This window comes from Actinopolyspora biskrensis (assembly GCF_013408175.1).
Taxonomy (GTDB): domain Bacteria; phylum Actinomycetota; class Actinomycetes; order Mycobacteriales; family Pseudonocardiaceae; genus Actinopolyspora; species Actinopolyspora biskrensis.
Genome location: NZ_JACBYW010000002.1, coordinates 193,818 through 220,216, shown reverse-complemented (window position 1 = coordinate 220,216; position 26,399 = coordinate 193,818). Strand labels below are relative to the sequence as shown.

The window sequence follows — 26,399 nt, the reverse complement described above, 5'->3', positions numbered from 1 at the left end:
CGGGAAAGGATGTCCCGGCGATTCTCGCCGACCGGATCAGCCACGTTCGAGCCGGATGACGACGGCTTTGGACACCGGCGTGTTGGAGCCCTCGGCGACCGAGTCCAGCGGGACCAGTGGATTCGCCTCCGGGTAGTAGGCCGCGGCGCAACCACGCGGAGTCGAGTAGGAGACCAGTCGGAACCCCTCGGCACGACGCTGTTCGATACCGCCGGAACCGTCGGCCCACTCCGAGACCAGATCGACCGTCTCGCCGTCGGCGAAACCGAGTTCCTCCAAGTCCGCGGAGTTGACCAGCACCACGCGGCGCGCGTTCTCCACCCCGCGGTACCGGTCGGAAAGTCCGTAGACCGTGGTGTTGTACTGGTCGTGGCTGCGCAGGCTCTGCAGCAGCAACCGCCCCTCCGGGACGTGGATCATGTGCGGGACGTTCGCGGTGAAGTTGGCCCTGCCCGTGGAGGTGGGAAAGCTCCGGCTGTCCCTCGGCGGATGCGGCAGCACGAAACCGTCGGGCTCGCGCACCTTTCGGTTGTAGTCGGCGCACCCGGGGACCACATTGGCTATGCGCTCCCGAATCCGGTCGTAGTCCTGCTCGAAGTCCTCCCAGGGGACCCGGTGCTCGGAGCCGAACACGGCACGCGCCAGCCTGGAGATTATGGCCACTTCGGACAACTGCTGGTCCGAGGAGGGCGCCAGCCGCCCCCGCGAAGCGTGTACGACCGACATCGAGTCCTCGACGGTCACGAACTGGTCCCCGCTGCGTTGCCGGTCCCGTTCGGTGCGTCCGAGCGTCGGGAGGATCAGGGCTGTTCGCCCCGGGACCACGTGCGAACGGTTGAGCTTGGTGGAGATCTGGACGGTCAGTTCGCAACCGCGCAGCGCCCGCTCGGTGGCGGCACTGTCCGGTGTGGCCGCCGCGAAGTTCCCGCCCAGCCCGATGAACGCGGTGCAGCGGCCTTCGTGCATGGCACGCAGGGTCTCGACCGTGTCCCATCCCGGCTCCCGCGGGGCCCGCAGGTCGAACTCCTCGTCCAACGCGGCCAGGAACGACTCGGGCATCTTCTCCCAGATCCCCATCGTCCGGTCGCCCTGCACGTTGGAGTGTCCCCGCACCGGGCACACTCCGGCCCCGGGCTTGCCGATCATCCCCCGCAGCAGCTGCACGTTCACGATTTCGCGGATGGTGGGCACCGCCTGCCTGTGCTGGGTTATCCCCATCGCCCAGCAGACCACGGTGCTGCTCGAGTCCACGAACATCCGCGCGATTCGTTCGATCTGTTCCCGTTCCAGGCCGGTGAGCCGCTCGACCTCGGTCCAGTCGACGTCGCGCGCCTGCTCGGCGAACTCGGCGAACCCCTCGGTGTGGTTCTCGATGAAGGAGTTGTCCAGCACCGTTCCCGGAGCCTCGTCCTCGGCACGCATGAGCAGAGCGCTGATCGCCTTGAACAGCGCGAGATCACCGCCGATGCGGATCTGGGCGAACTCGTCGGCCAGCGGAGTTCCCGAACCGACCACGCCACGTACGCTCTGGGGGTTGCGGAAACGCATCAGCCCGGTCTCCGGCAGCGGATTGATCGCGAGGATCTTCCCGCCGCGCTGCTTCACCCGTTCCAGCGAGCTGAGCATCCGTGGGTGGTTGGTTCCCGGGTTCTGCCCCATCACCACGACGAGATCGGCGTTTTCCAGGTCGTTCAGGCTCACCGAACCCTTGCCGACTCCGATGGTCTCGTTCAGCGCCGTCCCGGAGGACTCGTGGCACATGTTCGAGCAGTCGGGGAGGTTGTTCGTTCCCATCGAGCGGGCCAGCAGCTGGTAGCAGAAGGCGGCTTCGTTGCTGGCGCGTCCCGAGGTGTAGAAGGCGGTGCGCTCGGCACCGAGTTCGCTCAGTTCGTCGGCGATGATCCGGAAGGCCTCCGCCCACTCGACGGGACGGTAGTGCGTGTCCCCTTCCCGCTTGATCACCGGGCGGGTCAGCCGCCCCTGCTGTCCCAGCCAGTAGTCGGTGCGTTCGGCCAGGTCGTCGATCGAGTGCTCGCGGAAGAACTCGGCGTCGACGGTGCGGGTGGTGGCCTCCTCGGCCACCGCCTTGGCCCCGTTCTCGCAGAACTCCGCGAACTTGCGGGACTCTCCGTCCTCCGCCCGTGGATCCGGCCAGGCACATCCGGGGCAGTCGAAACCACTGCGCTGGTTCAGCAGCGGCAGCGTCCTGGCTGTCCGAACAGGTCCCATCTGTTCGAGGCTGCGGCGTAGCGCGATGGTGATTCCGCGTACTCCGACCGCCGCCCGTTCGGGCTCGTGCACTTCGAGTGCCGACTCGTCGATGTCCTTTTCGGGGCTCTGCCGTCCCACGAGATCCACCCGTCCCTCGTCACGAACACGGAGGTTTCGATGCCGGCGGTTCGCGCACACCGGTCGTTCCTGCCAGTGTACTCGGCACGATCATGTCTTTTGATCAGCGGAAATGCTCGGTGAGGTACTTCTCGCCCTCGTCCGCGAGAAAGGTGACGATCTCCCGGAGGTCGGGCCTGCGCTGTCCGAGCCGTTTCGCCGCCAGCAAGTGTGCCCCCGAGGAGGGCCCGACGAACAGGCCGTACCGGCGTGCCAGTTCACGTGCCTGGGCGAGCGCCTCCGTGCTGTCCACGGCGATGATCTCGTCGACCTCGTCACGGTGACGCGCGAAGACCCCCGGGACGAAACCGTCCGAGATCCCCTCGATGAGGTGTTTGTCGACCTCGCCGCAGGCGAGGGTGCACGACTCGTCGGGTTCCATCGCGGCCACGTGGCACTGCGGGTTCACCTCGCGGAACGCCTGGCCCACTCCGACGACCGTGCCGCCGGTGCCCACTCCGCCGACCACGGCGTCGGGGACCACGTCCTCGGGAAGCTGGCGGAGGATCTCGGGGCCCAGCCAGGTGCGGTTCTCGTCGACGTTCCACTCGCTGTCGAACTGCCTCGGGGCGAAGTACCCCGGTTGCCGCCCCAGCTCTTTGGCCGTTTCCAACGCGTCGTTGACGTGGAAGTCCCCGGTCGTGCGCACCTCGGCCCCGAAGGCCCTGGAGATCGCCGCGCGTTCCGCGCTGACGTTGCGCGGCATCACGACGAGCATCGGGTACCCCTTGACAGCGGCCACCATGCTCATGGCGTTTCCGGTGTTGCCGCTGCTGGCCTCCACGATGGTGTCGCCCGGCCGCAGCAGCCCCTCGCGCTCGGCGCGTTCGATCATGTAGGCGGCGATGCGCGCCTTGATCGAACCGGAGGGGTTGAGGAACTCCAGTTTGACTCGGATGCCCTCGATCAACAGCAGTGGGGTGTCACCGATCGATTCCAGTATCGATCCGTTGTCGGCGGGGGCGGGGGCGTGCGGCACGGCGGGTGGGATCCCGGCCGTCGGTGACCTGGCCATGAGCTCTCCCCTGACATCATTGTCAAAGCAGTTGAGGACTAGGCGACAACCCAATGTGTTGCACAATGCACATTACGTTGCTCAATAAGAGACAATGGTGTCCGTGCTGTCGGACTGTCAAGTAGCTTCCCGGGGAAAACCACCCGGCCGAGCGACCGAAGACGCACAACGGAGTTCTGTGTGGCGCTCGGCCGCACGTGAGCCGACACCGCACCGGAGGCGCGGGGCCCCCCGAGCAGCGACCTCCGTCCGGGGTCGTGCGGTGGTGCCGCCCCGCGCGGGGGCGGGCGGTGTTCGCCACCCGCCCCCGACGACGGGGTTCCGGGGAACGGGGCTCAGAGGGATCCCTTGGTGGAGGGAACGGTCTCCGCGAAACGCGGATCGGTTTCGACCGCGCCCCGGAGAGCGCGGGCGACGGCCTTGTACTGGGCCTCGGTGATGTGGTGGGGGTCCCTGCCGTACATCACGCGAACGTGGAGGTTGATCCCCGCGTGAAACGCCAGTGACTCGAAAACGTGCCGGTTGAGCACGAACGGGTAGTTGTTCCCGACGGTGAACGTGTTGTACTGCTCCGGCTCCCCGGAGAGGACGCAGTACGGGCGTCCGGAAACGTCCACGGCGGCGTGGGCCAGCGTCTCGTCCATCGGGATCCAGGCGTCACCGAACCTGCGGATCCCCGCCTTGCCACCCAGCGCCTCCCGCAACGCCTGCCCGAGCACGATGGCGGTGTCCTCCACCGTGTGGTGCGCGTCGATGTGCGTGTCACCACGCGCGCGCACCTTCAGGTCGAAAGCGGCGTGAGTCCCCAGCGAATGCAACATGTGGTCGTAGAACGGCACCGTGGTGTCCACTTCCACTCGACCGCTGCCGTCCAGATCGAGCTCGACGGACACCGTGGACTCCTTGGTCTCCCGCTCCACGCGTCCGGTACGGGCTGCTGCGTTCACCTGGAGATCTCCTCACTGACTCGTTCGCTCGCGGCGAGGAAAGCGTCGTTGTCCTCCGGGGAGCCGATGGTGACCCGGAGATGTCCCTCGATTCCGACGTCACGGATCAGCACACCGGAGTCGAGGTAGCTCTGCCACGCGCGGTGGGCATCGTCGAAAAGGCCGAACAGCACGAAGTTCGCGTCGCTGGGAACCGGGCTGAACCCGAGTTCGCGCAGCCGTCCCACGACCCTGGTGCGCTCGTCCACCAGTCGCTTGACCCCGCCCAGGGTGGCGTCGGCGTGACGCAGCGCCGCGCGCGCGGCGGCCTGCGTGATCACCGACAGGTGATAGGGCAGCCGCACGAGCAGCAACGCGTCTATCACGGCGGGCGAGGCGGCGAGATAACCGAGGCGGCCCCCCGCGAAGGCGAATGCCTTGCTCATGGTTCGACTGACGACGACCTTGGAGGGGAACTCCTCGATCAGCTCCACCGCGCTGCTCCGCGCGGAGAACTCCACGTACGCCTCGTCGATCACGACGACGCCACGCGCGGCGCGCAGCACCGCGCGCAGATCGTCCAGTCCCACCGACTGCCCCGTCGGGTTGTTCGGGCTGGTGACGAACACCACGTCGGGGTCGCGTTCCGCCACGGCTTCGGCCGCTCCGGAACCGTCCAGCGTGAAGTCGGACCTGCGCGGTTCGGGCAGCCACTCGGTGCGGGTTCCCGAAGCGAGTATCGGGTGCATCGAGTAGGAGGGCTCGAAGCCCAGCGCGGTGCGCCCCGGCCCGCCGAAGGCCTGCAGGATCTGCTGGAGCACCTCGTTGGATCCGTTGGCCGCCCAGACGTTGGCCCCCGAGACCGCCACGCCGGTGGCCCCGGCCAGATAGGCCGCCAGTTCCTCGCGCAGTGCCACCGCGTCCCGGTCCGGGTAGCGGTTCAGACCGCTCGCGTGCTCCCGGACCGAGGCGAGAACATCGTCGACCAGCTCTTTCGGCGGGGGAAACGGATTCTCGTTGGTGTTCAGCAGCACCGGGACGTCGAGCTGGGGAGCACCGTACGGGGTGCGCCCACGCAGGTCCTCCCGCAGGGGCAAATCGGCCAGCGTCGTCTCGCCGCCGATCACGTCGCTCATCGATCTTCCACCAATTCGTCGGTAGTCGGGATGCTTGCGCCCCGGCTCAGTCGAACCGGGCCGTCACCGCCTCGCCGTGCGCGGGCAGGTCCTCCGCCTCGGCCAGGGCCACGACCCGCTCTCCGACCTCGTGAAGAGCCTGCCGCGTGTAATCCACCACGTGGACACCGCGCAGGAAGCTCTGCACGCTCAGCCCGGAGGAGTGCCGCGCGCATCCACCCGTCGGCAGCACGTGGTTCGACCCGGCGCAGTAGTCGCCCAGCGACACCGGGGCGTACGGGCCGACGAATATCGCACCCGCGTTGCGCACCTCCGCGGCGATCCGCGAGGCCTCCGCCGTCTGGATCTCCAGGTGCTCGGCCGCGTAGGCGTCCACGACACGCACCCCTTCCGCCAGGGAGGAGACGAGCACGCAACCGGACTGCTCACCGGTCAGCGCGGTGCGGATCCGTTCGGTGTGCTTGGTTCCGGGCACGCGGACCCGCAGCCGCTCGTCCACTGCTTCGGCCAACTCCTCCGAAGGGGTGACCAGCACGCTCGCGGCCAGCGTGTCGTGCTCGGCCTGGCTGATCAGGTCGGCGGCCACGTGCTCGGGGTCGGCCGTGTCGTCGGCGAGGACAGCGATCTCGGTCGGCCCCGCCTCCGCGTCGATCCCGATGACGTTGCGCAGCCGCCGCTTGGCCGCTGTTACGTAGACGTTGCCGGGACCGGTGACCATGTCCGCGGGGAGGAGTTCCCCGCCGTCGGTGTCGGTGCCGCCGAAGGCGAGCAGCCCGACCGCCTGCGCGCCGCCCACGGCCCACACCTCGTCGACACCGAGCAGGGCGGCCGCGGCCAGGATCGTGGGATGCGGCCTGCCACCGAACTCGACCTGCGGAGGGGAGCAGACGACCAGGGAGTCGACTCCGGCCTCCTGCGCGGGGACCACGTTCATCACGACGCTCGACGGGTAGACCGCGAGCCCACCCGGCGCGTACAGGCCGACCCTGGACACCGGCACCCACCGCTCGGTGACCGTCCCGCCCTCGGCCACCTCGGTGGTCACCTCGGTGCGACGTTGATCGGCGTGCACCGCTCTGGCGCGTTCCACCGACACTTCGAGCGCCGCCCGCACCGCGGGGTCGAGCTCCTCCAGGGCACGGTGCAGCTCCCCGTCGGGAACCCGCACGCGCTCAGGGCGTACCGCGTCGAACCGTTCCGTGTGGTCCAACACGGCCGGAACGCCCCGCTCGGCCACGTCGTCGAGCACCGGGCGCACCGCGGACAGTGCGTGTTCCACGTCCATTCCGGCACGCGGAAGCCTGTTACGCAGCTCCCCTACGGACGGCTCCCGACCGCGCAGATCAATTCGGCTGAGCATGGCATCCTTCCGCAAACGTCGCTGCTCCCAGAATAGCCGTCCGGATGCGCGGCCCGACCGGCAGTTCCGCACGGGTCTCCACCACCTGCTCCACCGGAAAGGAGGACACGTGTTCAGACGTAAGTATGTTTTCACCGGGCGTGATCGGCGCGAGTGTCGGAGAGCACCCGACTCGTGACCGATCGGAGAGACATGCGTGCACTACGACGACGAACAGCGGCCGCGCTGTCCGTGACGGCGTGCCTGCTGGCGTTTCCCGCCCCCCAGTCCGCTGCCGAGCAGCGGCAGACGACCTCGGAGGGACCGGAGCGAGCGAGTTCCGGGACCGTGTACCGGGTCACCGACACCGACGGCAGCACGCGAACGGAGATCCAGCGAACAGGAGCGCTGGTGCTGTCCGTAAGCGGGGACACCGCCTTCGTCCAGGCGAACGGTTCGCAGGCGGAGCGGCTCCGTTCCGCGGGACTGGCCCTGGAACGGGCGTCGGCGACCACCGGCCGCTCCTCCCGGGGGCCAGCGGCTCCGGGGGACTTCCCCGCCGAGGACAGCGACTACCACACGTACTCCGAGATGCTCACCGAGCTCGACGAGGCCGCCAGCCAGCACCCCGACATCGTCGACAGGACCAGTGCGGGGCGTTCCGCCGAGGGACGCGAGATCCCGGCCGTCAAGATCAGCGACAACGCCGGATCCGACGAGGCCGAACCCGAAGTGCTGTTCACCTGCAACCAGCACGCGCGGGAGCACCTGACCGCCGAGATGTGCCTGCACGTGCTGAAGCGCTACACCGACAACTACGGCTCGGACCAAGCGATCAGCGACATGGTGGACGGCAGGGAGATCTGGGTGATCCCGATGGTGAACCCGGACGGGGTCGTCCACGACATCTCGGGAAGCGACTACCTGGGATGGCGGCGGAACAGGGAGTCGAACCCGGTGGACCTGAACCGGAACTGGGGTCACAAGTGGGGTTGCTGCGGCGGTTCCAGCGGTGACCCGAACTCGTCGACCTACCGAGGCCCGGAGGCCTTCTCCGCGCCGGAGACCGCTTCCGTCCGCGACTTCGTGGACTCGAGGGTGGTGGACGGTACGCAGCAGATAACAGCGCACATCGATTTCCACACCTTCTCCGAACTGGTGCTGTGGCCCTACGGCTACACCACGGAGGACAACGCCCCCGGCATGACCCGGGAGGAGTACCGCAGGTTCGCCGACCTCGGCGAGGCCATGGCCGCCACCAACGGGTACACGCCCATGCAGTCGAGCGATCTCTACGTCACCGACGGCAGTGTCAACGACTGGATGTGGGCCGAGCACGACATCCTGTCCTTCACCTTCGAGATGTATCCGGACAGCGGCGGGATCGACGGGTTCTACCCACCGGACGAGGTCATCCAGCGCGAAACGAGCCGCAACGACGAAGCGGTCTCCATCCTGCTGGACGAGAGCGGACGCTGATCCGATCCCGGTGCCGCGACTCGGCACACGGCGGAACCGACCGTCCGGGCCGGTCCGGATCCGGACCGACCCGGACGGGTCTCCGCACGACCGAGCGCCCCGTGAAACGGTTCCCGGGTCGTGTCCCGGACGAGCGGGAAGATCAGCCCAGCAACAGGACCACGACTCCCGCCAGGATCCCGAGCACCACCACCGCTCCGGCGACGAGCAGCAACCAGCGCAACTGCGGGTGTTCGTCGCGGATCTCCGACCTCGCTCGTTCGCGCCATTGCATGAACGTGGTCTGTTCGCTCATCAGTGCTCTCCACAACCAATCGGGCGCCTGAGGCCGCCACTGTCACAACGACCTTGCACTGGTCAACCACCTCACCTTGCCACACCCATGATCATCACAGCCGGATGACATCGTCCCCGGCCCACGCGTGCAGCAATGACTCGTCGTGACTGATGGCGAGCACCCCGGTCCCTTCCACCCGCACCTGCTCGTCGACCACGCGCACCAGCGCTGCCGTGGTGGAAGCGTCCAACATGCCGGTCATCTCGTCACAGATCAGGTAGCGCGGCCGCAGCGCGATGGCCCGTGCCAGGCAAGCGCGCTGCAACTGGCCGTCACTGACCTCGTGCGGAAACCTGCCGAGCAGCTCCCCGTCCAGCCCCGTCAACTCCGTCAGCTCCGCCACCCGTTCGGGGACACCCCGCTCCCCGCTCGCCCGCAGCGGCTCCTCCAGCACCCGGCGCAGGGGCATCCGCGGGTCCACGGCGGGGCGTGGTTGTTGGAAAACGACCCCGACAGCGGTCCGCTGTCTCCGGGAAGCCGCGTGTCGAAATCCCCTGATCGGGCTTCCGTCCAGCTCCACGGTACCGGCCCACGGGCGTTGCAACAGCGCGAGCACACGAGCCAGGGTCGACTTTCCGCAGCCGCTCGGCCCGGCCAGTCCACGAACCCCTCCCCGGGGGAGGTCCACGTTCACCCCGTCGAGCACGCGCTTTCCCCGCTCGTAACCGGCGACCAGCCCGCTGGCCCTCAGCATGGCGGATGAGCCGCGACCGAGCGGGTGCCGTACGAGACGAGCTCCGGGGTTCCGTCACAGGCGGCGACTCCCGGGGTGTCCGGGCGGCGTCGGCAGAACGCGCAGCCCCATTCGCGCTCCAGCGCGTCGAGCTCGGTGAGCGCCGGAGGATGCCCGGGTATCGGTTCGAATCCCCGTTCGGGAAGCGCGTTGAGCAGTCCCACCGTGTAGGGGTGCCACGGACGATCGAACACCTCGTCCGCCGGGCCGGTCTCCACCACACGGCTGGCGTACATCACGGCCACGTGCGTGGCCACGCGCCGGGCGGCGGACAGGTCATGGGTGATCAACAGTACTCCTCGGCTCCGATTCGCCAGTTCACCGAGCAGATCCATGGTGCGGTCCACCAGCGGGCGGTCCAGTCCGGTGGTGGGTTCGTCGGCGATGACCACGGGAGGTTCCCCCACCAGGGCCGAGGCGACCACGACACGCTGGGCCATCCCCCCGGACAGCTCGTGCGGGTAGTGCCCGAGGGCGGCAGGATCGAGCCCCACTCGCCCGGCCAGCTCGTCCACATCCCCGTCGTCCTCGTGCCCGCGCAGTTCCCGGACGGCCTCGGCCAGCTGCGCCCGCGCGGTGCGCACCGGGGTCAGGTGGGTGGCGGCGGACTGCGGCACCAGGCCGATGCGCCGTCCGCGGATCCGGCCGGCCAGCACCTGCTCCGAGGCGGAGAGCAACTCGACGTCCTCCTCCGCGTCGGCACCGCCGACCCGGGCGCTGCCGCGCAGCCAGGCATTGGCGGGCAACAACCCCAGCAGGGCCGAGGCCAGCACCGACTTGCCACAGCCCGACTCGCCGACGAGCGCCAGCACCTGCCCCGGCAACAGCTCCAACCGCGCTTCCGTGACCGCGTGCACCGTCTCCCCCGCACGACGGCCTCCGAGCGCGAAACGCACCGACATGTCGTCCAGGCTCAACAGCGGTCGGGACGGCCCGTCCAACAGCGCACCCCCTTCTTCCGGCGACTCGAGCACCGCTTCCACCGGCCCCCGGGTCACAACGACAGTTCGGAACGACGTGTCGGGACGGCCCTGTCCCGCCATCCGGCCGCGAGGCCGGAAACCGCGAGAGTGGTCGCCACGAGCAGCAGTGCGGGGAACACGACTATCCACCAGGCCCCGAGCAGCACCGCCGCGCGCCCGTCCCCCAGGATGTTGCCGATGCTGGCCAGGTGCGGCGGCAACCCCAGCCCGAGGAAGCTCAACGCGGTCTCGTGGAACACCGCGTGGGGCACCAGCAGCACGGCGGACAGCACCGCCTGCGGAACGATCGCCGGAAGAACGTGCTTGCGCAGTACCCACCACCGACCGGCACCAGCCGAGATCGCCGCGTCGATGTAGGGGCGGTTGCGCAGCCCCAGCACCTCGGAGCGGACGACGCGGGCGACGGTGGCCCAGTGCGTGAGCCCGATGGACAGCACCACGGCCAGCACGGTGCCGCGGTACAAAGCGACTATCACGATCCCCAGCAGCAGGTGCGGCACGGAGTTGATCGCGTCGACCACCCGCATCAGCAGCCGGTCGACCCACCCCCCGAAGGAACCCGCGACGGCTCCCACGGCGGATCCGAGCACGGTGGAGACCAGGGTGCTGACCGCGGCGACCAGCAGCGAGATGCGCAGCCCCGCCCACGAGCGCACGAACAGGTCCCTCCCCGAGGTGTCCGTCCCGAACGGGTGCCCGGGCTCGGGGGGCATGCGCACCGAGGTGTAATCGACCAACCCCGGGGCCGGGGACAGCATCGGAACCAGCACGGCGGCGAGCACCAGCGAGACCAGCACGACCACCGACGCACGCGCGCGCAGCCGAGCCCTGCCGGTGCCGCCGCGCGCGGTGCCCGCGCGCGTCCGGGCCGCGCTGCGCCACTCTCCGCCTCCCGGGGGGCGCGCTCTTCCGGAGTCGAGTTCAACCATCGGCGGACACCCTCGGGTCGAGCAGTACGGCGGCGACGTCGGCGAGCAGGGAACCGAGCAGCACGGCAGCCGTCGCGAGCAGTGTGAGCACGGCCAGCAGCGGGTAGTCCGCGGCCTGTGCGGCCGTCACGACGGCCGAGGCCACACCGGGCCAGGAGAAGACCGCCTCCACGAGCACCGCACCGGTCACCAGCTCGGGGACGCGGGCTCCCAGCACGGCGACGAACGGGAGGAGCGCGGTGGGCAGGGCGTGCCGCAGCACCACGACCCGCTCCCGCAGACCGCGGGCCCGTGCCCCGGTGACGTGATCCTCGGTGAGCGCGGCCAGCAGGGACTGGCGCACGTGCAGCACCAGCCACGGGGCCTGCGAGACACCGAGCACCGCTGCCGGCAGCAGCAGGTGCTCGACCACCTGGCCCGCCCCGAGCCGGCTGCCCGCGTCGGTGAGCCCTGCGACCGGTAACCAGCCGAGTCCCAGTGAGAACAGGGCGATGGCCAGCAGGGCCAGCACGAAGGGCGGTATCCCCTCCAGCGCGTGCCCGAGGGCGGTGACCGTCCTGTCGAACCAACCCCCCTGGCGCCAGGCGGCCAGCGTCCCGGCGACCAACGAGAGGACGACCGCGAAGCCCAGGCCGCTCGCGGCGAGCAGCAGCGTCCACGGCAACCTTTCCGCGAGCACCTCGGCCACCGGCTGGCGCATCGAACGCGACACCCCCAGGTCCCCGGTGACCAGTCCGCTCAACCAGTCCCAGAAGCGCAGCAGCACCGGTTGGTCGAGTCCGAGCTCGGCGCGGACCCTGGCCACGTCCGCGGTGGAGGCGTTGAAGATCTGCACCCCGTAGTACTGGTGGATCGGGTCGAAGGGCGAGGCCGCGGCGAGCAGGAACACGCCGAACGAGACGAGCAGCAGCACGGGAACCGCCATCACCAGTCTGCGCAGGACCAGCCACAGGACCGCCTCTCCCCGCCGCCCCAGGCGCCCCTCCGACCGCATTCGGACGCTCAATTCGCGGGGGTCCAGTCCTCGACGTTCCACCAGGGACCCCAGGTCGTGCCGTGGGTGTGCGGCTCGATCACCGGCTCGTACCCGTTCCAGACCCCGTCACGCACGACGTAGCTGTGCTGGATGAAGGCCAGGTACACCAGCCCCGGATCCGCGACGTAGGCCCGCTGCGCCTCCTTGTAGTGGCTTGCGCGTTCCGCCGTTTCGACGGTGCGCCTGCCCGCGTCCAGCGCGGAGTCGACCCGGGAGTTCCGGTACTTGGCCGGATTCTTGTAGGTGCCGGTCCCGATCATCGAGGAGTGCAGGCCGGTATACATCTGGATGTCGGGGTCGAGCGGACTCCCACCGCCCAGCACGATCGCGTCGCTTCCGATGCGTTCGGCGGCTTCCGAACGTTGCACACCGGCGAGTTCGACCCGGAAGCCCACTTTGCCCGCGTCCGAGGAGAAGGCCTGCGCGAACTGCTTGCGCAGTGTGTCGTCGGCGAAGTACATGACGGTGAACCGCGCCTCCGTGCCGTCCTTGCGGCGGACACCGTCCGCCCCGGTGCGCCACCCCGCCTCGTCGAGTATCCGGCGAGCACGCTGCTGGTCGAAGTCGAACCGGGCCTCGGGCTCGTGGTAACGCCCCATGGACTCCGGGATGGGGGTGTAGGCGGGGGTGCCGTGCCCCCCGAGCAGGCTCTCGACCATTCCCGAACGGTTCACCGCCAGGTTCAGGGCCTTCCGCACGGCCGGATCCCCCGTTACCGGCTGATCGTTCGGCAGGGTGATGGCACGGTAGTCGGCGGTGTCGTGGTGGATGGTGCGGTAGGGAGCGGTGCCCACCCGTTCGGCCAGCCTCGGCGGGAGCACTGTCCCGTCGAACTCGCCTGCCTGCACGCGCTGCGCCCTGGTGTTGTCGTCGGTGGCGAACACGACGGTGATCTTGTCCACCGCCGGGGCGTCGCCCCAGTAGTCCTCGTTGGCCTTCCAGATCATCCGCTCGCCCTGACGCCACTCCGTCAACCGGTAGGGCCCCGTCCCCACCGGTTCGGTGTTGAGCGGGGAACGGTCCTGGGGAACGGGATCGCTCAGGGCGGACCTCGGCATGATCCCCATGACCATCCTGGCAGGCCAGGCCGCGTAGGGGATGTTCAGCCTGAACCGGACCGTGTGATCGTCCACGGCCTCGACCTCGTCGAGCATGGACAGATCGGAGCTGATCGTCGAGGCGTACGCCGGGTCGACGGCGGCCCGGTAGGTGGCCACCACGTCGTGGGCGTCGAAGGGCGCGCCGTCGTGGAAGGCGACTCCGCGACGCAGGCGGACCGTCCACGTGCGGGCTTCCTCGTCGGGAGTGGGGCGTTCGACCGCCAGAGCGGGGTGGAGCTCCCCGTTGCCGTCGAAGGCGAGCAACCCGTCGTAGAACTTGGCCGCTCCGAAGCGGGCGTAGCCCAACAACGGGTTCAGGCTGCTCGGCTCGTACCCGTCGGCCAACAGCATCGACCTCGGCTCCGTTCCACTCGGGTTGGACGGCGCCGAACAGGCGGTTCCGGCCAGGGTGAAGGCAGCCAACGACGAGGTCATCAGGGTGCGGCGGTTCAACACGCCGAAACTCTAGACATTGCTGCAACTCACTGGCAACACGATGAGATCTTGCCTACTCCCATCCATCGTTCCCACGGCGACGTGACCTTCCGAGCACCGGGGCGAGCCTGCCGGAGGGGCCGGTCCCCCTGAGCACGTTCCCCTCGGGGTCGCCGGGATGGGACCATGGAGCCGTAGGCACGGCCACAGCGGGAGGTAGCCACGTGCGAATAGCACTGTGCCAAATATCGTCCACTCCGGAACCGGACGCGAATCTCGAACTCGTGGCCGGCGGTGTGCGGCGCGCCGGCGAGGCCGGCGCGGAACTGGCGGTGTTCCCCGAAGCCACCATGGCCTGCTTCGGGGTTCCACTGGCACCGCTGGCAGAGCCCCTGGACGGCCCGTGGGCCGGGGAGGTCGGCAGGCTGGCCGCCGATGCGGGCGTCACCGTGGTCGCGGGCATGTTCACCCCGACCGAGGACGGACGGGTCACCAACACGCTGCTGGTCACCGGTCCCGGCCGGCGGACGCGTTACGACAAGATCCACCTTTACGACGCGTTCGGGTTCACGGAGTCCCGCACGGTCTCCCCCGGCGAGCAGCCACTGACTGTTCGGTTGCCCAGCGCCACCGTCGGACTGACCACCTGCTACGACGTCCGTTTCCCCGGGCTGTACACGACCCTGGCCGAACAGGGCGCCTCGGTGCTGGTCACGGCGGCTTCCTGGGGAGCGGGCAGCGGTAAGCGCGCGCAGTGGGAACTGCTCACCCGCGCCAGGGCGCTCGACTCGACCTCCTGGGTGGTCGCCTGTGGACAGGCCGACCCACGCAGCATCGGGAGGGAACCGGCGGCCAAGGCCCCCACCGGTATCGGCTACAGCACGGTGGTCACTCCCTACGGGGAGATCCACGACCAGCTGGAAGCCGAACCCGACGTGCTGATCACCGACATCGCACCGGAACGGGCCGAGCAGGCCCGGGAGTCGATCCCCGTGCTGGCCAACAGGAAGTTCTGATCCCGGGTACTCGGATCCACTCCCGGAACGGAACCCGGTCGCTCCCTTGCCCGGCCGTGTGACCCGAGATCGGTTTGATCGAGTTCCCCAGCGGGTATGGGGGAACCGACGGAGCCGAACAGTTGGGGACACGATGGGACGCAACCGAGTAGTGATCGTGGGCGGAGGATTCGCCGGTTACCACGCGGCCGAGCGCCTCGCCGAGGAGACGCGTCGGGAAGAGGTGGAGATCGTCCTCGTCAATCCAACCGACTACTTCCTGTACCTGCCGCTGCTGCCGGAAGTGGCTGCCGGGATTCTCGACCCCCGCGCGATCACCGTGTCACTGCCGGGAACACTGCCACGGGTCCGACTGGTGCTCGGCGAGGTCACCTCGGTCGACCCCGACCACCAGGAGATCGTCTACACCGACCCCGAGGACACCCCGGGACGGCTCTCCTTCGACCAGCTGATACTCGCCGCGGGAAGTGTGAACAAGCTGCTCCCGATCCCCGGAGTCGCCACGCACGGGCACGGTTTCCGGGGGATCCCGGAGGCGCTGTACTTCCGCGACCACGTCACGCGGCAGATCGAACTGGCCGCCACCACCACCGACCAGGCGGAGCGGGACGCACGCTGCACCTTCGTGGTGGTCGGTGCGGGCTACACCGGCACCGAGATCGCCGCCCAGGGTCCGGACTTCACCAGGATGCTGGCCAACCGCCACCCCGAGCTGGCCAACCAGTCGATACGTTGGAAGTTGCTCGACGTGGCTCCGAGGCTGCTTCCCGGGCTCGACCAGCGGTTGTCCAGGGCGGCCACCGACGTGTTGCGTGCGCGCGGGGTCGAGCTGCTTACCGAGACCTCGATCGAGGAAGCCGGGACGAACGGGGTCACGCTCGACAACGGGCAGTACGTGCCCACCCACTCGCTGATCTGGTGCGTGGGCGTCCGGCCCGATCCGCTCGTGGAGTCCCTCGGTCTGGAGACCAGGGAGGGCAGGATCGCGGTCGACGAGACGCTCAACGTGCCCGGATACCCCCGGATCTTCGCCTGCGGCGACGCGGCGGGGGTGCCGGACCGCGGCAATCCCGGCGGTCTCACGGCCATGACCGCCCAGCACGCGACGCGCCAGGGCAAGCTCGCCGCGAGCAACGTGGTCGCCTCGCTGCGCGACGGCACGCCGAAGGGATACCGGCACCGCGACCTCGGCTTCGTGGTGGACCTCGGGGCGCACCAGGCCGCGGCGAACCCACTGCACATCCCGATGTCGGGTTTCCCGGCCAAGGTGGTCACACGTGGCTACCACCTGATGGCGATGCCCGCGAACCGGCTGCGGGTGGCGGTCGACTGGGCTCTGGAGGCGGCGGCGGAACGGCAGTGCGTCCAGCTCGGAATGGTCCGCTCCGGGACCGTGCCGTTGGACACCTCCTCGCCCGAGGTTCCCGACCTGCGCGGCGAGGAGTCCTCCGCGACGACTTCGTCCCAGAGCTGACCCCGTCCTCCCCTCGGGGAGGATCCGCCCGGGACTCACATGTCCAGCCCTATGTCCAGCACCGGGGCGGAATGGGTCAGCGCTCCGACCGCCAGGTAGTGCACCCCGGTCTTCGCGTAGGCGGATGCGGACTCGAGGGTCAGCCCCCCGGAGGCCTCCAGCCCGGTCCCGGGAGAGGTGGCAGCCGCGCGGCGGACCGCTTCGGCGCAGTCCGCGGGCGTGAAGTTGTCCAGCAGCACGAGTTCGGGGGACTCGGCCAGCACCTCGTCGAGTTCGGCCAGCTCGCCGACCTCCACTTCCAGCGGGAGCTCGGGAGCGTGTTCCCTGCACGCGCGCAGCGCGGCACCGGCCGATCCGGCCGCGGCCACGTGGTTGTCCTTGACGAGCATCGCGTCCCCCAGCCCGAACCGGTGGTTGCTCCCCCCACCGCAGCGCACCGCGTACTTCTGGGGAACCCTGATACCCGGTGTCGTCTTGCGGCTGTCGCGGACGACGCACCCCGTCCCCCCGACCGCAGCGACCCAGTCCGCCGTCGCGGTGGCGATCCCGGAAAGGTGCCCCAGCAGGTTCAACGCGGTCCGTTCCGCCGTGAGCAGGGGACGCACCGGGGCCCGGACCGACAGCACGCACTCACCCGCGCGTACCGGCGCACCGTCGGCGCCTGCGCTGTCCACCCGGTACCGTTCCGGACCGACCACCTCGTCCAGCACGGCCAGCACCAGGGGAAGCCCGGCCAGTACCCCGTCGGCGCGGGTGTTGAACCCGGCCGTGGCGACGTTCTCGTCCGGAACGGTGGCCGCGGTGGTGGCGTCCGGACCGTACCTGAGGTCCTCGGCCAGTGCGGCCCGAACCAGCACCTCGGATTCGGCGGGGTCCAGCCCCGCGGTACGCAGGTTTCGAACTGTGGCCTCTGCGAGGTTCACGCGACTGCCCTCATTTCCCCGGAAGCGGAACGGATCAACCAACCGGACACGTCGAGCCGCAACGCATTGCCACGACGCCAGTGGCGATCGTCGGTGTCCGGGTGGTCGCGCCGACGATGGCATCCCCGGGACTCGGCACGTTCGGCGGCCGAGGCGAGCAGCGCGTACGCCGTCAGGGTGAGGGAGGCGTCCTCCACGTTCTCCCGCGTCCGCAGTGGACGCACCACGGACGCCTCGTCCAGCCGTTCACGGGCTTCGGCCAGCCCGGCGGCATCACGTTCGATCCCGGCGTGAGCGCTCATGACCGCTCGCAGGGTGGCGCGGTCGACCACCGGGGCGGCGGGCAGCGCTCCGGAGTCGAGCAACTTCCGCCCGGCCGGCCCCCGGTGGAGGTCCCGCTGCGCTGCCTCGGCCGCACGGGTCGCCAGCACCAGCCCCTCGAGCAGGCTGTTCGAGGCCAGCCTGTTCGCCCCGTGCAGCCCCGTCCTGGCCACCTCTCCCGCCGCGTACAGCCCGGGCATCTCGGTTCTGCCATCCACAGTGGTCACGATGCCGCCGCAGGAGTAGTGCGCGGCCGTGGTGACGGGCACCGGCTCCACTGCGGGATCGATCCCCTCCGCGCGGCACGCGGCGTAAACCGTGGGGAAGCGCTCCGGCAGCGCCGGACCCAGGCACGTCGCGTCCAGGTGGACCGAGTCCGCACCGGTCTCGGCCATCCTCCTGTCGATGGCCGCGGCTACCACGTCGCGCGGGGCCAGCTCCTCCGCCGGGTGCACCCCGCGCATCACCCGGTGGCCGTGGACGTCGACCAGCACCGCTCCCTCGCCCCGCAGGGCCTCGGTCACCAGTGGGCGCCTCCCCGAATCCCGGGCCTCGGAGCGCAGCGCCGTGGGGTGGAACTGGACGAACTCCAGATCGGCCACGGACGCGCCGGCACGCAGTGCCAGGGCTATCCCGTCGCCGGTGGCGACCTCGGGGTTCGTAGTGGCCCGGTACAGCTGCCCGAACCCGCCAGTGGCCAGCAGCACGGCCGAAGCCTGGATCACACCGGGTCTTCCCCCCTCGTCCAGCACGAGTGCTCCGCCCACAGCACCACCTTCGGTGTGCAGCAGCTCCACGACGCAGTGCTGCTCCAGCACCGGGATGCCTTCGGAGGAAGCGGCGTCGTTCAACGCACGCTGCACCTCCGCACCCGTGGCGTCCCCTCCGGCGTGCACGACGCGGAAAGCGCTGTGCCCGCCCTCGCGGGTCCGCGACAGCGCTCCGTCCCCGGTCGTGTCGAAACGCGCCCCGGTGTCCCGCAACCGGCGCATCGCCGTGGCCCCGTCCTCCAGGATGCTGCGCACCGCCTCGGGATCGCACAACCCGGCGCCGGCCTCGAGCGTGTCCCGCACGTGCCGCCGCACGCTGTCGTCCGCGTCCCTCTCCTCGGGGCGCACCACGGCGATACCGCCCTGCGCCCACGCGGTGTTCCCGACGGCTGCCGCGTCCTTGCCGACCACGAGCACGCGCATTCCGAGCTCACGGGCACGCAGCGCGGCGGTCAACCCGGCCACTCCGGTGCCGACCACCAGCAGGTCGGCCTTCGCCCGCCAGGTCATTCGCCACCACCGGGCCGTCCGATGCTGATCATGCGCTCGACGGCCGAACGCGCCTCGGCCGCCGTGCCCGGGGAGACCTCGACCCGGTCCGCGCCCTCGGCCAGGCACCGCAGCAACGCCGCAGGGGTGATCATCTTCATGTACTTGCAGGAAGCCCTGTCGTTGACCGCCCGGAAGTCGATCTCTGGGGCTGCGGTGCGCAGCTGGTGCAGCATCCCGACCTCGGTGGCGACCAGCACCGAGGAGGCCCCGGTCTCGCGTGCCGCGTCCAGCATCCCGCCGGTGGACAGGATCTTCACCCTGTCGGAGTCCACGGTCCCGTCACCGGCCAGGTAGAGCGCCGAGGTGGCACAACCGCACTCCGGGTGGATGAACAGGTCCGCGTCCGGTTCGGAGGCGGCGCGTTCGGCGAGCTCGGCCCCGTTGATCCCCGCGTGCACGTGGCACTCGCCCGCCCACACGTGCAGGTTCTGCCTGCCGGTCACCCTTTTGACGTGCGCCCCGAGGAACTGGTCCGGGCAGAACAGCACGGGGCGGTCCTCGGGAACCGAGCGGACGACGTCCACCGCGTTCGAGGACGTGCAGCAGATGTCGGTTTCGGCCTTGACCTCGGCCGTGGTGTTGACGTAGGAGACGACGACGGGCTCGGGTTCACCCGCGCGCACGAACTCGGCCCGCCACGAGCGAAGGTCCTCTGCCGTTATCGAGTCGGCGAGCGAGCACCCCGCCCGCTCGTCCGGAATCAGCACCGTCTTCTCCGGACTCAGGATCTTGGCCGTCTCGGCCATGAAGTGCACACCGCAGAAGACGATCTCCTCGGCCGTGCTCTCCGCCGCGATCCTGCTCAACGCCAACGAGTCGCCGGTGTGGTCGGCGACGTCCTGGATCTCGGGAAGCTGGTAGTTGTGCGCGAGCAGCACCGCGTTGCGCCGCTCGGCCAGCCGACGTACCTCCGCCGCCCACTCCGCGCTCGCCGTGACCCCCGTGTAGCCGTCCTCGGTGCACCGCACGGCCGCTACGTCGAGCCCGGCCGGAACGCCGTCACCACCGGAAGTGGCTGCTGTCGCGGCCATGTCCTCCTCCTCACCGGCGCGGTGGCCGACCATCGCGCCGATTCCCCGCGAGACCCGGCGCCCGCCGGGTCGTCGGTCTCCTGATTTTCCGATCAGGGTTTTCGTCTTACAATCGAAAACGTGTCCCATAGTAACACGGAACCCCGCAGGGATCACCCGAATGTGACACCGACGGGCCACGAGGTGCTCGCGGGCGTACTGCGGATACGGGCGAACCGGCTGCAGGCGCTGTTGTGGCAGCGCGCCAAACCTCCCCACCCGAACCGCTGGTCCCTGCCCGGCGGCAGACTCGGTCCCGACGAAACGGTGGAATACTCCATCCGCAGACAGCTGGCCGAGAAGGTCGACGTGCGGGAGCTCACGCACGTCGAGCAACTTTCGGTGTTCAGCTCCCCGGACCGCATTCCGGGAAGCCGGACCGTGGCAACGGCCTTCCTGGGACTGATCCCCTCCGACACGGACCCGGAACTTCCGGACGACACCTGCTGGCATCCCGTCGACTCCCTCCCGGAGACCGCGTTCGACCACGAGGGAATCCTGTTGGCCGCGCGGGAACGCCTGCGGGCCAAGCTCTCCTACACCAACATCGGATTCGCCCTGGCCCCGCCGAAGTTCACCGTCTCCGAACTCAGGGACATCTACTCGGCGGCGCTCGGATACCGCGTGTCGGCCACGAACCTGCAGCGCGTGCTGTCCCGGCGCGGCGCCCTGGAGGCGACCGGCCAGACCGTCGCGGCGGGCCCCTCCGGTGGACGTCCTCCCGCACTGTTCCGCTTCACCTCGCGCGACCTGCAGATCACCGACGCCTTCGCCGTGCTCCGACCGCCGGGGTGATCCGGTGCGGGCGACCTGTTCAAAGCCCTCGATCCAACCCACGACTCGGCCGGAGAGCCCCGTCGAGCGAGCCACACCGAGCGGACTCCCGAGAGGATCACGGACCGGTGAACCGCTCCGATCGGTTGGTCAGCCGTGGCCCCGGACAAGTAGGTTGGAGGCGTGACTGAGACTCTCCCGTTGTTCCCGCTGGGGAACGTGCTGCTGCCCGGTGGCTCGCTGCCACTGCACATCTTCGAGGCACGTTACCGCCAGCTCGTACAGGATCTGGTCAACGAGGTGGTCCCCGGGCGCAGATTCGGCGTGGTCGGGATCAGGCAGGGCTGGGAAGTCGGCGAGGACAACGTCGACGCCATGTACGACGTGGGGTGTTCGGCCCGGATGGGCGAGATACAGCAACTTCCCGAGGGGCGCTACGACACCACGAGCAGCGGCGAGCACAGGTTCCGACTGCTGCAGCTGGACACCGAGGCCGCCCCCTACCTGATGGCACGGGTGGAATGGCTGCCGGACACGGAACCGGACCAGGACTCCGAACAGCTCAGGGACCGCCTCGCGGCCTCGGCGCGTGCCGCGCACGAGCGGTATCTCGCCACGGGGCTGCGGGTCGAGGGCAGCACCTCCCCTCCCGAGGACGCCGACACCGCCGACCTGGCCTACGGACTGGCGGAAAGCTGTGTGCTGAGCCCGGACGACCGGCAGAACCTGCTGGCCGAGACCGACCCGCTGTTGCGGTTGCGCAGGGTCAGGTCGCTGATCAACCGGGAGACGGAGTTCGTCCGCAGACTCCGGGCCGTGCCGGCACAGCTGTCCGAGTTCGCCGAACACGCGGGCCACAACTGATCCCTCCGTTCGAGTCCGGTCGCCCCGAGCGGTCCCGTCGACTCGCCGGTGTACCTGTCGGACCCGTTCCGGAATCCGCATTCCGGGTTCGAGCGCCCCGACCCCGGGGCAGGGCGGCAGGGCCCGCGACACACATCGCTGTCGAGGGGCGCCCGCCCCGCGAACCGGCGGGCGCTTCCGCTGAAGCGGCCGTCTCGCCAACCGAGCCGACCGGCTCCTACTAGGATCTCGGACCATGTCGTTACCTGGTGGGCCGAACAACCAGTACGGAGCGGACGGTGGAGGCCGGCAATACTACGACCCGTTGAGCGGACACCCCCTCGACGGGGCGTCCGGCCACGACTATCAGCAGTACCGGGGCGGGCACTCCCTGCCGGGTGCGAACGTCTCCGGCAATCCGGAAACCTCGGGGTATCAGTCCTTCGCCGCCTCCGGCACCGAACCGGGAACCGGTTTCGGACCGGCTCCCCAGGCCCCACCGAAGCGGAGTTACGGGCCCACCATCGCCGTGGCCTCCACGGCCGTGGCCAGCATCATCGTCATCATCACCACCCTCGTGCTGGTGAAGACCGGTGATGACCGGCAGAGCTCGGCAGCGAGCACGTCGCCCTCCACGAGCGCTCCCACCACGAGCGCTCCCACTAGCACCAGCCTCACCCCGGTGGAGCCGGGATGGCAGTCCGTCCCCATCGGCGACGCCGGAGTCGCCTACGACGTTCCCCCGATATGGGAGACCGACCACGAGGGAATAACCGGCTTCGAGAACGACTCCGGCGAACGACTGACGATGAGCAACTACTCGACCTACCTGGACGGGTTCTGCTCGCAGGCGTCGTCCTCGTACCGGGCCGTGGTCGGGCTGACGTCGATCAAGGAACCGAACGCCGAATCCGCTGCCGAGACGGTGCTGCGCCGCGTGGCCAGGCTGGGCTGGTCCTCCTCGGACGGTACCGGACCACGTACCGAACTGGACAGTCCGCAGCAGGCCTCTCTGGACGGAGGAGCGCTCGAGGGGACGTTCCTGTCCGGAACGATCACCCCAGCCGATCCGGGACCGTGCGATTCGCCCTCCACCTACATCGGCGCCATAGCCCTGCCCAGTCAGCAGGAGAACGTGGTCATGATCGGCATCGCCGATCAGGAAGCCGTCGGCAGCGTCGCCCCGGAAAAGGTCAACCGCTCACTCAGGTCGTTGCGGCTGATCTGAAAGGCGCTCGAAAACCTTCCTCGGCACGCGAACCCGTCCGGCATCCGGGCGGGTTCGCTCAGAAGTCGTTCTGGGACCCGGTCTGCGGGCCGTGGAACCGGCGGCCGAATCGGTGCCTCCGAAGGGTTGCGGAGCATCTCGAGCAGCACCCCGCAGCCACGTGCCCTGCGGCCCCGCACCGCATCCGGCCCAGCCACCCGATCTTCACGGAACCGCGCGGACCGAGTGCCCCAGCCGCGCACGCTCCCACCCCGAGCCGGGGTGTCTCACATCACAGTGACCGGGATCTCGTCGCATCGGTTGAATAAGTGTTACCTTCAGTAACCCCTAACCGCCGGTAACACCCGAACACCGTTTCAGGGAGATCCCATGACCAGCAGCATCACCGGCTCCGAAGCGACCTCCCCCGCGTCCGATCGGGACGACGTCGCCCGCAGGCTGCTCGACTCCTCGGAGACCCTGTCCTACGACCCCGCTCAGGAGGTCGACTGGGACACGCCGCTCGACACGAACTACCACGGAACGAGCCCCGAGTGGAGCACCCTCTACGGCACGGCCTACTGGAAGGAGATGACCCCGGAGCAACAGCGCGAGCTGACCCGTCAGGAGGCGGCGTCGGTCGCCAGCACCGGGATCTGGTTCGAGATGATCCTGCAGCAGATGATGCTGCGGGACTTCTACGCGAAGGACCCGACCGACCCGTCCTTCCAGTGGGCGTTGACCGAGATCGCCGACGAGTGCCGGCACTCCATCATGTTCGCGCGCGGAGCCGCGAAACTGCGTGCTCCCGCCTACCGCCCGCCCAGAGGAGTCATCGAACTCGGTCGCGTGTTCAAGGCACTCGCGTTCGGCGAGGCCGCCTACGCCGCGATCCTGGTCGCCGAGGAAGTTCTCGACGTGATGCAGCGGGACTGGATGCGGGACGAGCGGGTGGTGCCTTTCGTCCGCACCGTCAACAACATCCACGTGGTCGAGGAATCACGGCACATGAAGTTCGCCAGGCAGGAGACCAAGGAACGCCTGGAGAAGGCCGGACCGCTGCGCAAGCAGATCAACTCCCTGGTCGTGGCCATCGCCTCGTACTTCATCGTCACCAGCATGGTCAACAAGAAGGTCTACGAGAACGCGGGACTGGACGTGAAGCGGGCCGTCCGCGAGGCGAAGAACAACCAGCACCACAAGTCGCTGCTGCGTTCCAGCTGCTCCGGACTGATGGAGTTCCTCAGCTCCGCCGGACTGCTCACCAAGGCATCGACCTGGTTCTACAAGCGCGCGAACCTGATCTGACCCATGGCCTACGCGATCACCCAAACCTGCTGCACGGACGCCTCCTGTGTGGCGGCGTGCCCGGTCAACTGCATCCACCCGACGCCGGGCGAGCCGGACTTCGGCAAGACCGAGATGCTCTACGTCGACCCGCGAACCTGCATAGACTGCGGAGCCTGTGCGGACGCGTGCCCGGTCGACGCCGTCTTCCCGGTGGACAAGCTCACCGGGCCCCTCAAGGCGTACGCGGAGGTCAACGCCGAGTACTACGCGGACCGGAAGCCCTCCACCGACACCGGGACCTCCTCCCCCAACTTCCACGAGTGGGCACCTCCGGTGTTCGACCGCGACATCCCCAGCGACTTCGCTCCGCTGGACGTCGCCGTGGTGGGTACCGGCCCGGCCGGCATGTACGCCGTCGAGGATCTGCTGCTGCACACCAACTCCCGGGTCACCCTCATCGACCGGCTTCCCGTCGCGGGAGGGCTCGTGCGGTACGGCGTCGCACCGGACCACCCCTCCACACGGAAGATCGGGGAAACGTTCGCCCGGTTCCACGACCACCCACGGCTGCGCATGCGCCTGGGAGTCGAGGTCGGCGACGAGGTCTCCGCTGCGGAACTGTCCGCACGACACGACGCGGTGATCTACGCGGTCGGTGCCTCCGCCGCCCGCACGCTCGACGTCCCGGGCGAGGAGCTGCCCGGCAGCGTGGCAGCGACCACAGCGGTGGCCTGGTACAACGGCCATCCGGAGGTCGCGGGGGACGCGATCGACCTGTCGGCCGAGCGAGTGGTCGTGGTCGGCAACGGCAACGTCGCGCTGGACGTGGCCAGGATCCTGACCACCGACCCGAGCGAGCTGGAGAACACGTCCATCTCGCGGCAGGCCCTGCGCCAGCTGCGTTCGAGCAGGGTCCGCGAGGTGGTGCTGCTCGGGCGACGCGGCCCGGAACACGCCTCCTACACCAAACCGGAGCTGCTCGCCCTCACCCAGCGGGACGATGTCGAGCTCGTGGTGGACACGCACGACCCCCGGATCGAACAGACCATGGACGCGGCCTCCGCCGAGGAGAAGGCGGGGTTGTTGCGAGACGTCGACCGGGAGGAAGTCGACTGGTCCGCCGCACCCGACCCCGAACGACGGCGCATCGTGTTCCGGTTCGGCTCCGCGCCCGAAGCGCTCCTCGGTGACACGCGGGTGCACGCGCTGCGCACCACCGGCCACCCGGAGGCCGCCGAAATACCCACCGGGCTGGTGATCCGGGCGATCGGGTACCACGGGAAACCGGTGCCCGGCCTGCCCTTCGACGAGCGGAGCGGAACCGTCCCGCACTCCGGTGGGCGCGTGGAAGGCAGTCCCGGCAACTACGTCGTGGGCTGGATCAAACGTGGTCCTTCCGGGGGGATCGGCACCAACAGGACGTGCGCCAAGGAAACGGTCGGCACCCTGCTCGACGACGCCGTCGCGGGAAGACTCCCCGAACCGGCCCGACGGCCCTCGAAACCGGCGGACCTCGTGAACCGGCTCCGCCTGCGGAGATCGAAATCCCTCGAGCGGGACGGCTAGCCCTTCCGCCACCCGGCTCGGCCGAGCTCGCCGACGGAGGCAGCTCGGCCGAGCCGGAGATCACCTCCGCACCGGAAAACCCCCGTCAGTCACGGTGCCTGCCGAGACTGTCCAAACCGTTCCACGAGGCCAACAACCCGTAGACGAACGCCACCGCCAACGGTTGGGTCAACCAAGCGGCCGGCGTGTCGATCCCGGGAGCGACCTCGACGACGTCTCCCCGCCTCACCCGCTGCGGCATCGGGTACAGCCCGGCCGCGAAGGAAGTGCCCATCCGGGTACCGAGCCATCCGGCCAGCAACGAGCCCACCACCGCGGCGATCAGCAGCACCGGCCCCCTGCGGCCACGCAGCAACCAGAGCGCCGCCGCGGTCAGCACACCCGCGGACAGGCTGACGAGCAGGAAGATGGCCAAGCCGTCGAACTCGTGGTAGCTCTCCACCAGCACCGGTACCAGCTCACCGTCCGCGTTCAGGGTGCTCTCCTGCGGCGGAGCCAGCCGCGCCCAGATCCATCCGAGAGGGAACCCCAGCAAGGCCACCAGGCAGAGCACGCTCAACGCGGGCAGCAGGTCGGCCTTGACCACCACTCCCGGCTTCCTCCGCGGCTCGTCCTCCACCGTTTCCACTGTGGAACCTTCAGCGGAAACGGGGTCGTCCTCCGGTTCCTCCGACACGGACCCTCCTTTTCGTGCCGACGCTCGGCCCCTACACCCGCGCTGTCGGGTCCGCAAGAGCCTACCCGTACGTACGTCGAT

Annotated in this window: 23 protein-coding genes; 8 read left to right on the top strand and 15 right to left on the bottom strand. The window is 69.3% G+C overall.

The features are described from left to right. Nucleotides 1–36: 36 nt before the first annotated feature. The 5 genes from FHR84_RS06720 to hisD form a co-directional block, all read right to left on the bottom strand. Nucleotides 37–2,349: an FdhF/YdeP family oxidoreductase gene (locus FHR84_RS06720; RefSeq protein ID WP_179534600.1), complete on the bottom strand. Its 2,313-nt coding sequence runs from the start codon at nt 2,347–2,349 to the stop codon at nt 37–39. Between the two features lie 103 nt (nt 2,350–2,452). Beyond that, nucleotides 2,453–3,403, bottom strand: coding sequence for a PLP-dependent cysteine synthase family protein (locus FHR84_RS06715; RefSeq protein WP_218862309.1), 951 nt, complete (start codon nt 3,401–3,403; stop codon nt 2,453–2,455). A gap of 335 nt (nt 3,404–3,738) precedes the next feature. Beyond that, nucleotides 3,739–4,350, bottom strand: a complete 612-nt coding sequence (hisB, locus tag FHR84_RS06710; RefSeq protein ID WP_179534599.1) for an imidazoleglycerol-phosphate dehydratase HisB — start codon at nt 4,348–4,350, stop codon at nt 3,739–3,741. Then, nucleotides 4,347–5,465, bottom strand: coding sequence for a histidinol-phosphate transaminase (locus FHR84_RS06705; protein ID WP_179534598.1), 1,119 nt, complete (start codon nt 5,463–5,465; stop codon nt 4,347–4,349). Before FHR84_RS06705 ends, hisB begins: the two co-directional genes overlap by 4 nt. Before the next feature lie 46 nt (nt 5,466–5,511). Next, nucleotides 5,512–6,825 (bottom strand): histidinol dehydrogenase, encoded by a 1,314-nt coding sequence (gene hisD, locus FHR84_RS06700; RefSeq protein ID WP_179534597.1) that lies wholly within the window; start codon nt 6,823–6,825, stop codon nt 5,512–5,514. Nucleotides 6,826–7,017: 192 nt separating this feature from the next. Here hisD and FHR84_RS06695 point away from each other — a divergent pair, with 192 nt between their 5' ends. Next, on the top strand, nt 7,018–8,283 hold the full coding sequence (locus FHR84_RS06695) for a M14 family metallopeptidase (RefSeq protein ID WP_179534596.1): 1,266 nt from the start codon (nt 7,018–7,020) through the stop codon (nt 8,281–8,283). Between the two features lie 142 nt (nt 8,284–8,425). Here FHR84_RS06695 and FHR84_RS06690 read toward each other — a convergent pair whose 3' ends face one another. The 6 genes from FHR84_RS06690 to FHR84_RS06665 form a co-directional block, all read right to left on the bottom strand. Further along, a complete protein-coding gene (locus tag FHR84_RS06690; protein WP_179534595.1) occupies nt 8,426–8,578 on the bottom strand; it encodes a hypothetical protein in 153 nt (50 codons plus the stop codon). Between the two features lie 94 nt (nt 8,579–8,672). Then, a complete protein-coding gene (locus tag FHR84_RS06685) occupies nt 8,673–9,314 on the bottom strand; it encodes an ABC transporter ATP-binding protein (protein WP_179534594.1) in 642 nt (213 codons plus the stop codon). Next, the gene (locus FHR84_RS06680; RefSeq protein ID WP_179534887.1) at nt 9,308–10,255 is read right to left on the bottom strand and encodes an ABC transporter ATP-binding protein; all 948 of its coding nucleotides are present in this window, start codon (nt 10,253–10,255) and stop codon (nt 9,308–9,310) included. The genes FHR84_RS06685 and FHR84_RS06680 overlap by 7 nt, the downstream gene beginning before the upstream one ends. 92 nt (nt 10,256–10,347) lie before the next feature. Next, the gene (locus FHR84_RS06675; protein WP_179534593.1) at nt 10,348–11,265 is read right to left on the bottom strand and encodes an ABC transporter permease; all 918 of its coding nucleotides are present in this window, start codon (nt 11,263–11,265) and stop codon (nt 10,348–10,350) included. Beyond that, nucleotides 11,258–12,259, bottom strand: coding sequence for an ABC transporter permease (locus tag FHR84_RS06670; RefSeq protein WP_179534592.1), 1,002 nt, complete (start codon nt 12,257–12,259; stop codon nt 11,258–11,260). The genes FHR84_RS06675 and FHR84_RS06670 overlap by 8 nt, the downstream gene beginning before the upstream one ends. Nucleotides 12,260–12,267: 8 nt before the next feature. Next, entirely contained in the window at nt 12,268–13,857 is a 1,590-nt protein-coding gene (locus tag FHR84_RS06665; protein WP_179534591.1) for an ABC transporter substrate-binding protein, read from the bottom strand. Nucleotides 13,858–14,060: 203 nt separating this feature from the next. Between FHR84_RS06665 and FHR84_RS06660 the strand changes: the two genes are divergently transcribed. Together FHR84_RS06660 and FHR84_RS06655 are read left to right on the top strand one after the other, a co-directional pair. Then, nucleotides 14,061–14,852, top strand: coding sequence for a nitrilase-related carbon-nitrogen hydrolase (locus tag FHR84_RS06660; protein ID WP_179534590.1), 792 nt, complete (start codon nt 14,061–14,063; stop codon nt 14,850–14,852). A 133-nt stretch (nt 14,853–14,985) separates the two neighbouring features. Then, nucleotides 14,986–16,326 carry an NAD(P)/FAD-dependent oxidoreductase gene (locus tag FHR84_RS06655; RefSeq protein ID WP_179534589.1) on the top strand — a complete coding sequence of 447 codons (1,341 nt, stop codon included), beginning with the start codon at nt 14,986–14,988 and terminating at the stop codon, nt 16,324–16,326. A 35-nt stretch (nt 16,327–16,361) separates the two neighbouring features. Here FHR84_RS06655 and nadC read toward each other — a convergent pair whose 3' ends face one another. From nadC to nadA, 3 genes are read right to left on the bottom strand one after another with little or no spacing between them, the layout of a single operon-like run. Continuing rightward, the gene (gene nadC, locus FHR84_RS06650; RefSeq protein ID WP_179534588.1) at nt 16,362–17,249 is read right to left on the bottom strand and encodes a carboxylating nicotinate-nucleotide diphosphorylase; all 888 of its coding nucleotides are present in this window, start codon (nt 17,247–17,249) and stop codon (nt 16,362–16,364) included. Beyond that, nucleotides 17,246–18,850, bottom strand: a complete 1,605-nt coding sequence (locus FHR84_RS06645; protein WP_179534587.1) for an L-aspartate oxidase — start codon at nt 18,848–18,850, stop codon at nt 17,246–17,248. Before FHR84_RS06645 ends, nadC begins: the two co-directional genes overlap by 4 nt. Further along, nucleotides 18,847–19,923, bottom strand: a complete 1,077-nt coding sequence (gene nadA, locus FHR84_RS06640) for a quinolinate synthase NadA (RefSeq protein WP_218862300.1) — start codon at nt 19,921–19,923, stop codon at nt 18,847–18,849. Before nadA ends, FHR84_RS06645 begins: the two co-directional genes overlap by 4 nt. A 162-nt stretch (nt 19,924–20,085) precedes the next feature. Here nadA and FHR84_RS06635 point away from each other — a divergent pair, with 162 nt between their 5' ends. The 5 genes from FHR84_RS06635 to FHR84_RS06615 all read left to right on the top strand — a co-directional run bounded on the left by FHR84_RS06635 (nt 20,086) and on the right by FHR84_RS06615 (nt 25,642). Continuing rightward, the gene (locus FHR84_RS06635) at nt 20,086–20,757 is read left to right on the top strand and encodes an NUDIX hydrolase (protein ID WP_425489875.1); all 672 of its coding nucleotides are present in this window, start codon (nt 20,086–20,088) and stop codon (nt 20,755–20,757) included. A gap of 162 nt (nt 20,758–20,919) precedes the next feature. Beyond that, entirely contained in the window at nt 20,920–21,600 is a 681-nt protein-coding gene (locus tag FHR84_RS06630) for an LON peptidase substrate-binding domain-containing protein (protein WP_179534586.1), read from the top strand. A gap of 235 nt (nt 21,601–21,835) precedes the next feature. Beyond that, nucleotides 21,836–22,807 carry a DUF8017 domain-containing protein gene (locus FHR84_RS06625; RefSeq protein ID WP_246300303.1) on the top strand — a complete coding sequence of 324 codons (972 nt, stop codon included), beginning with the start codon at nt 21,836–21,838 and terminating at the stop codon, nt 22,805–22,807. Nucleotides 22,808–23,176: 369 nt separating this feature from the next. Continuing rightward, nucleotides 23,177–24,094, top strand: coding sequence for an AurF N-oxygenase family protein (locus tag FHR84_RS06620; RefSeq protein ID WP_179534585.1), 918 nt, complete (start codon nt 23,177–23,179; stop codon nt 24,092–24,094). A gap of 3 nt (nt 24,095–24,097) precedes the next feature. Continuing rightward, nucleotides 24,098–25,642, top strand: coding sequence for an FAD-dependent oxidoreductase (locus FHR84_RS06615; protein ID WP_179534584.1), 1,545 nt, complete (start codon nt 24,098–24,100; stop codon nt 25,640–25,642). Nucleotides 25,643–25,727: 85 nt separating this feature from the next. Here the strand turns inward: FHR84_RS06615 and FHR84_RS06610 are convergent, their stop codons facing one another. Continuing rightward, nucleotides 25,728–26,318 (bottom strand): DUF2567 domain-containing protein, encoded by a 591-nt coding sequence (locus tag FHR84_RS06610; protein WP_179534583.1) that lies wholly within the window; start codon nt 26,316–26,318, stop codon nt 25,728–25,730. Nucleotides 26,319–26,399 lie beyond the last annotated feature (81 nt).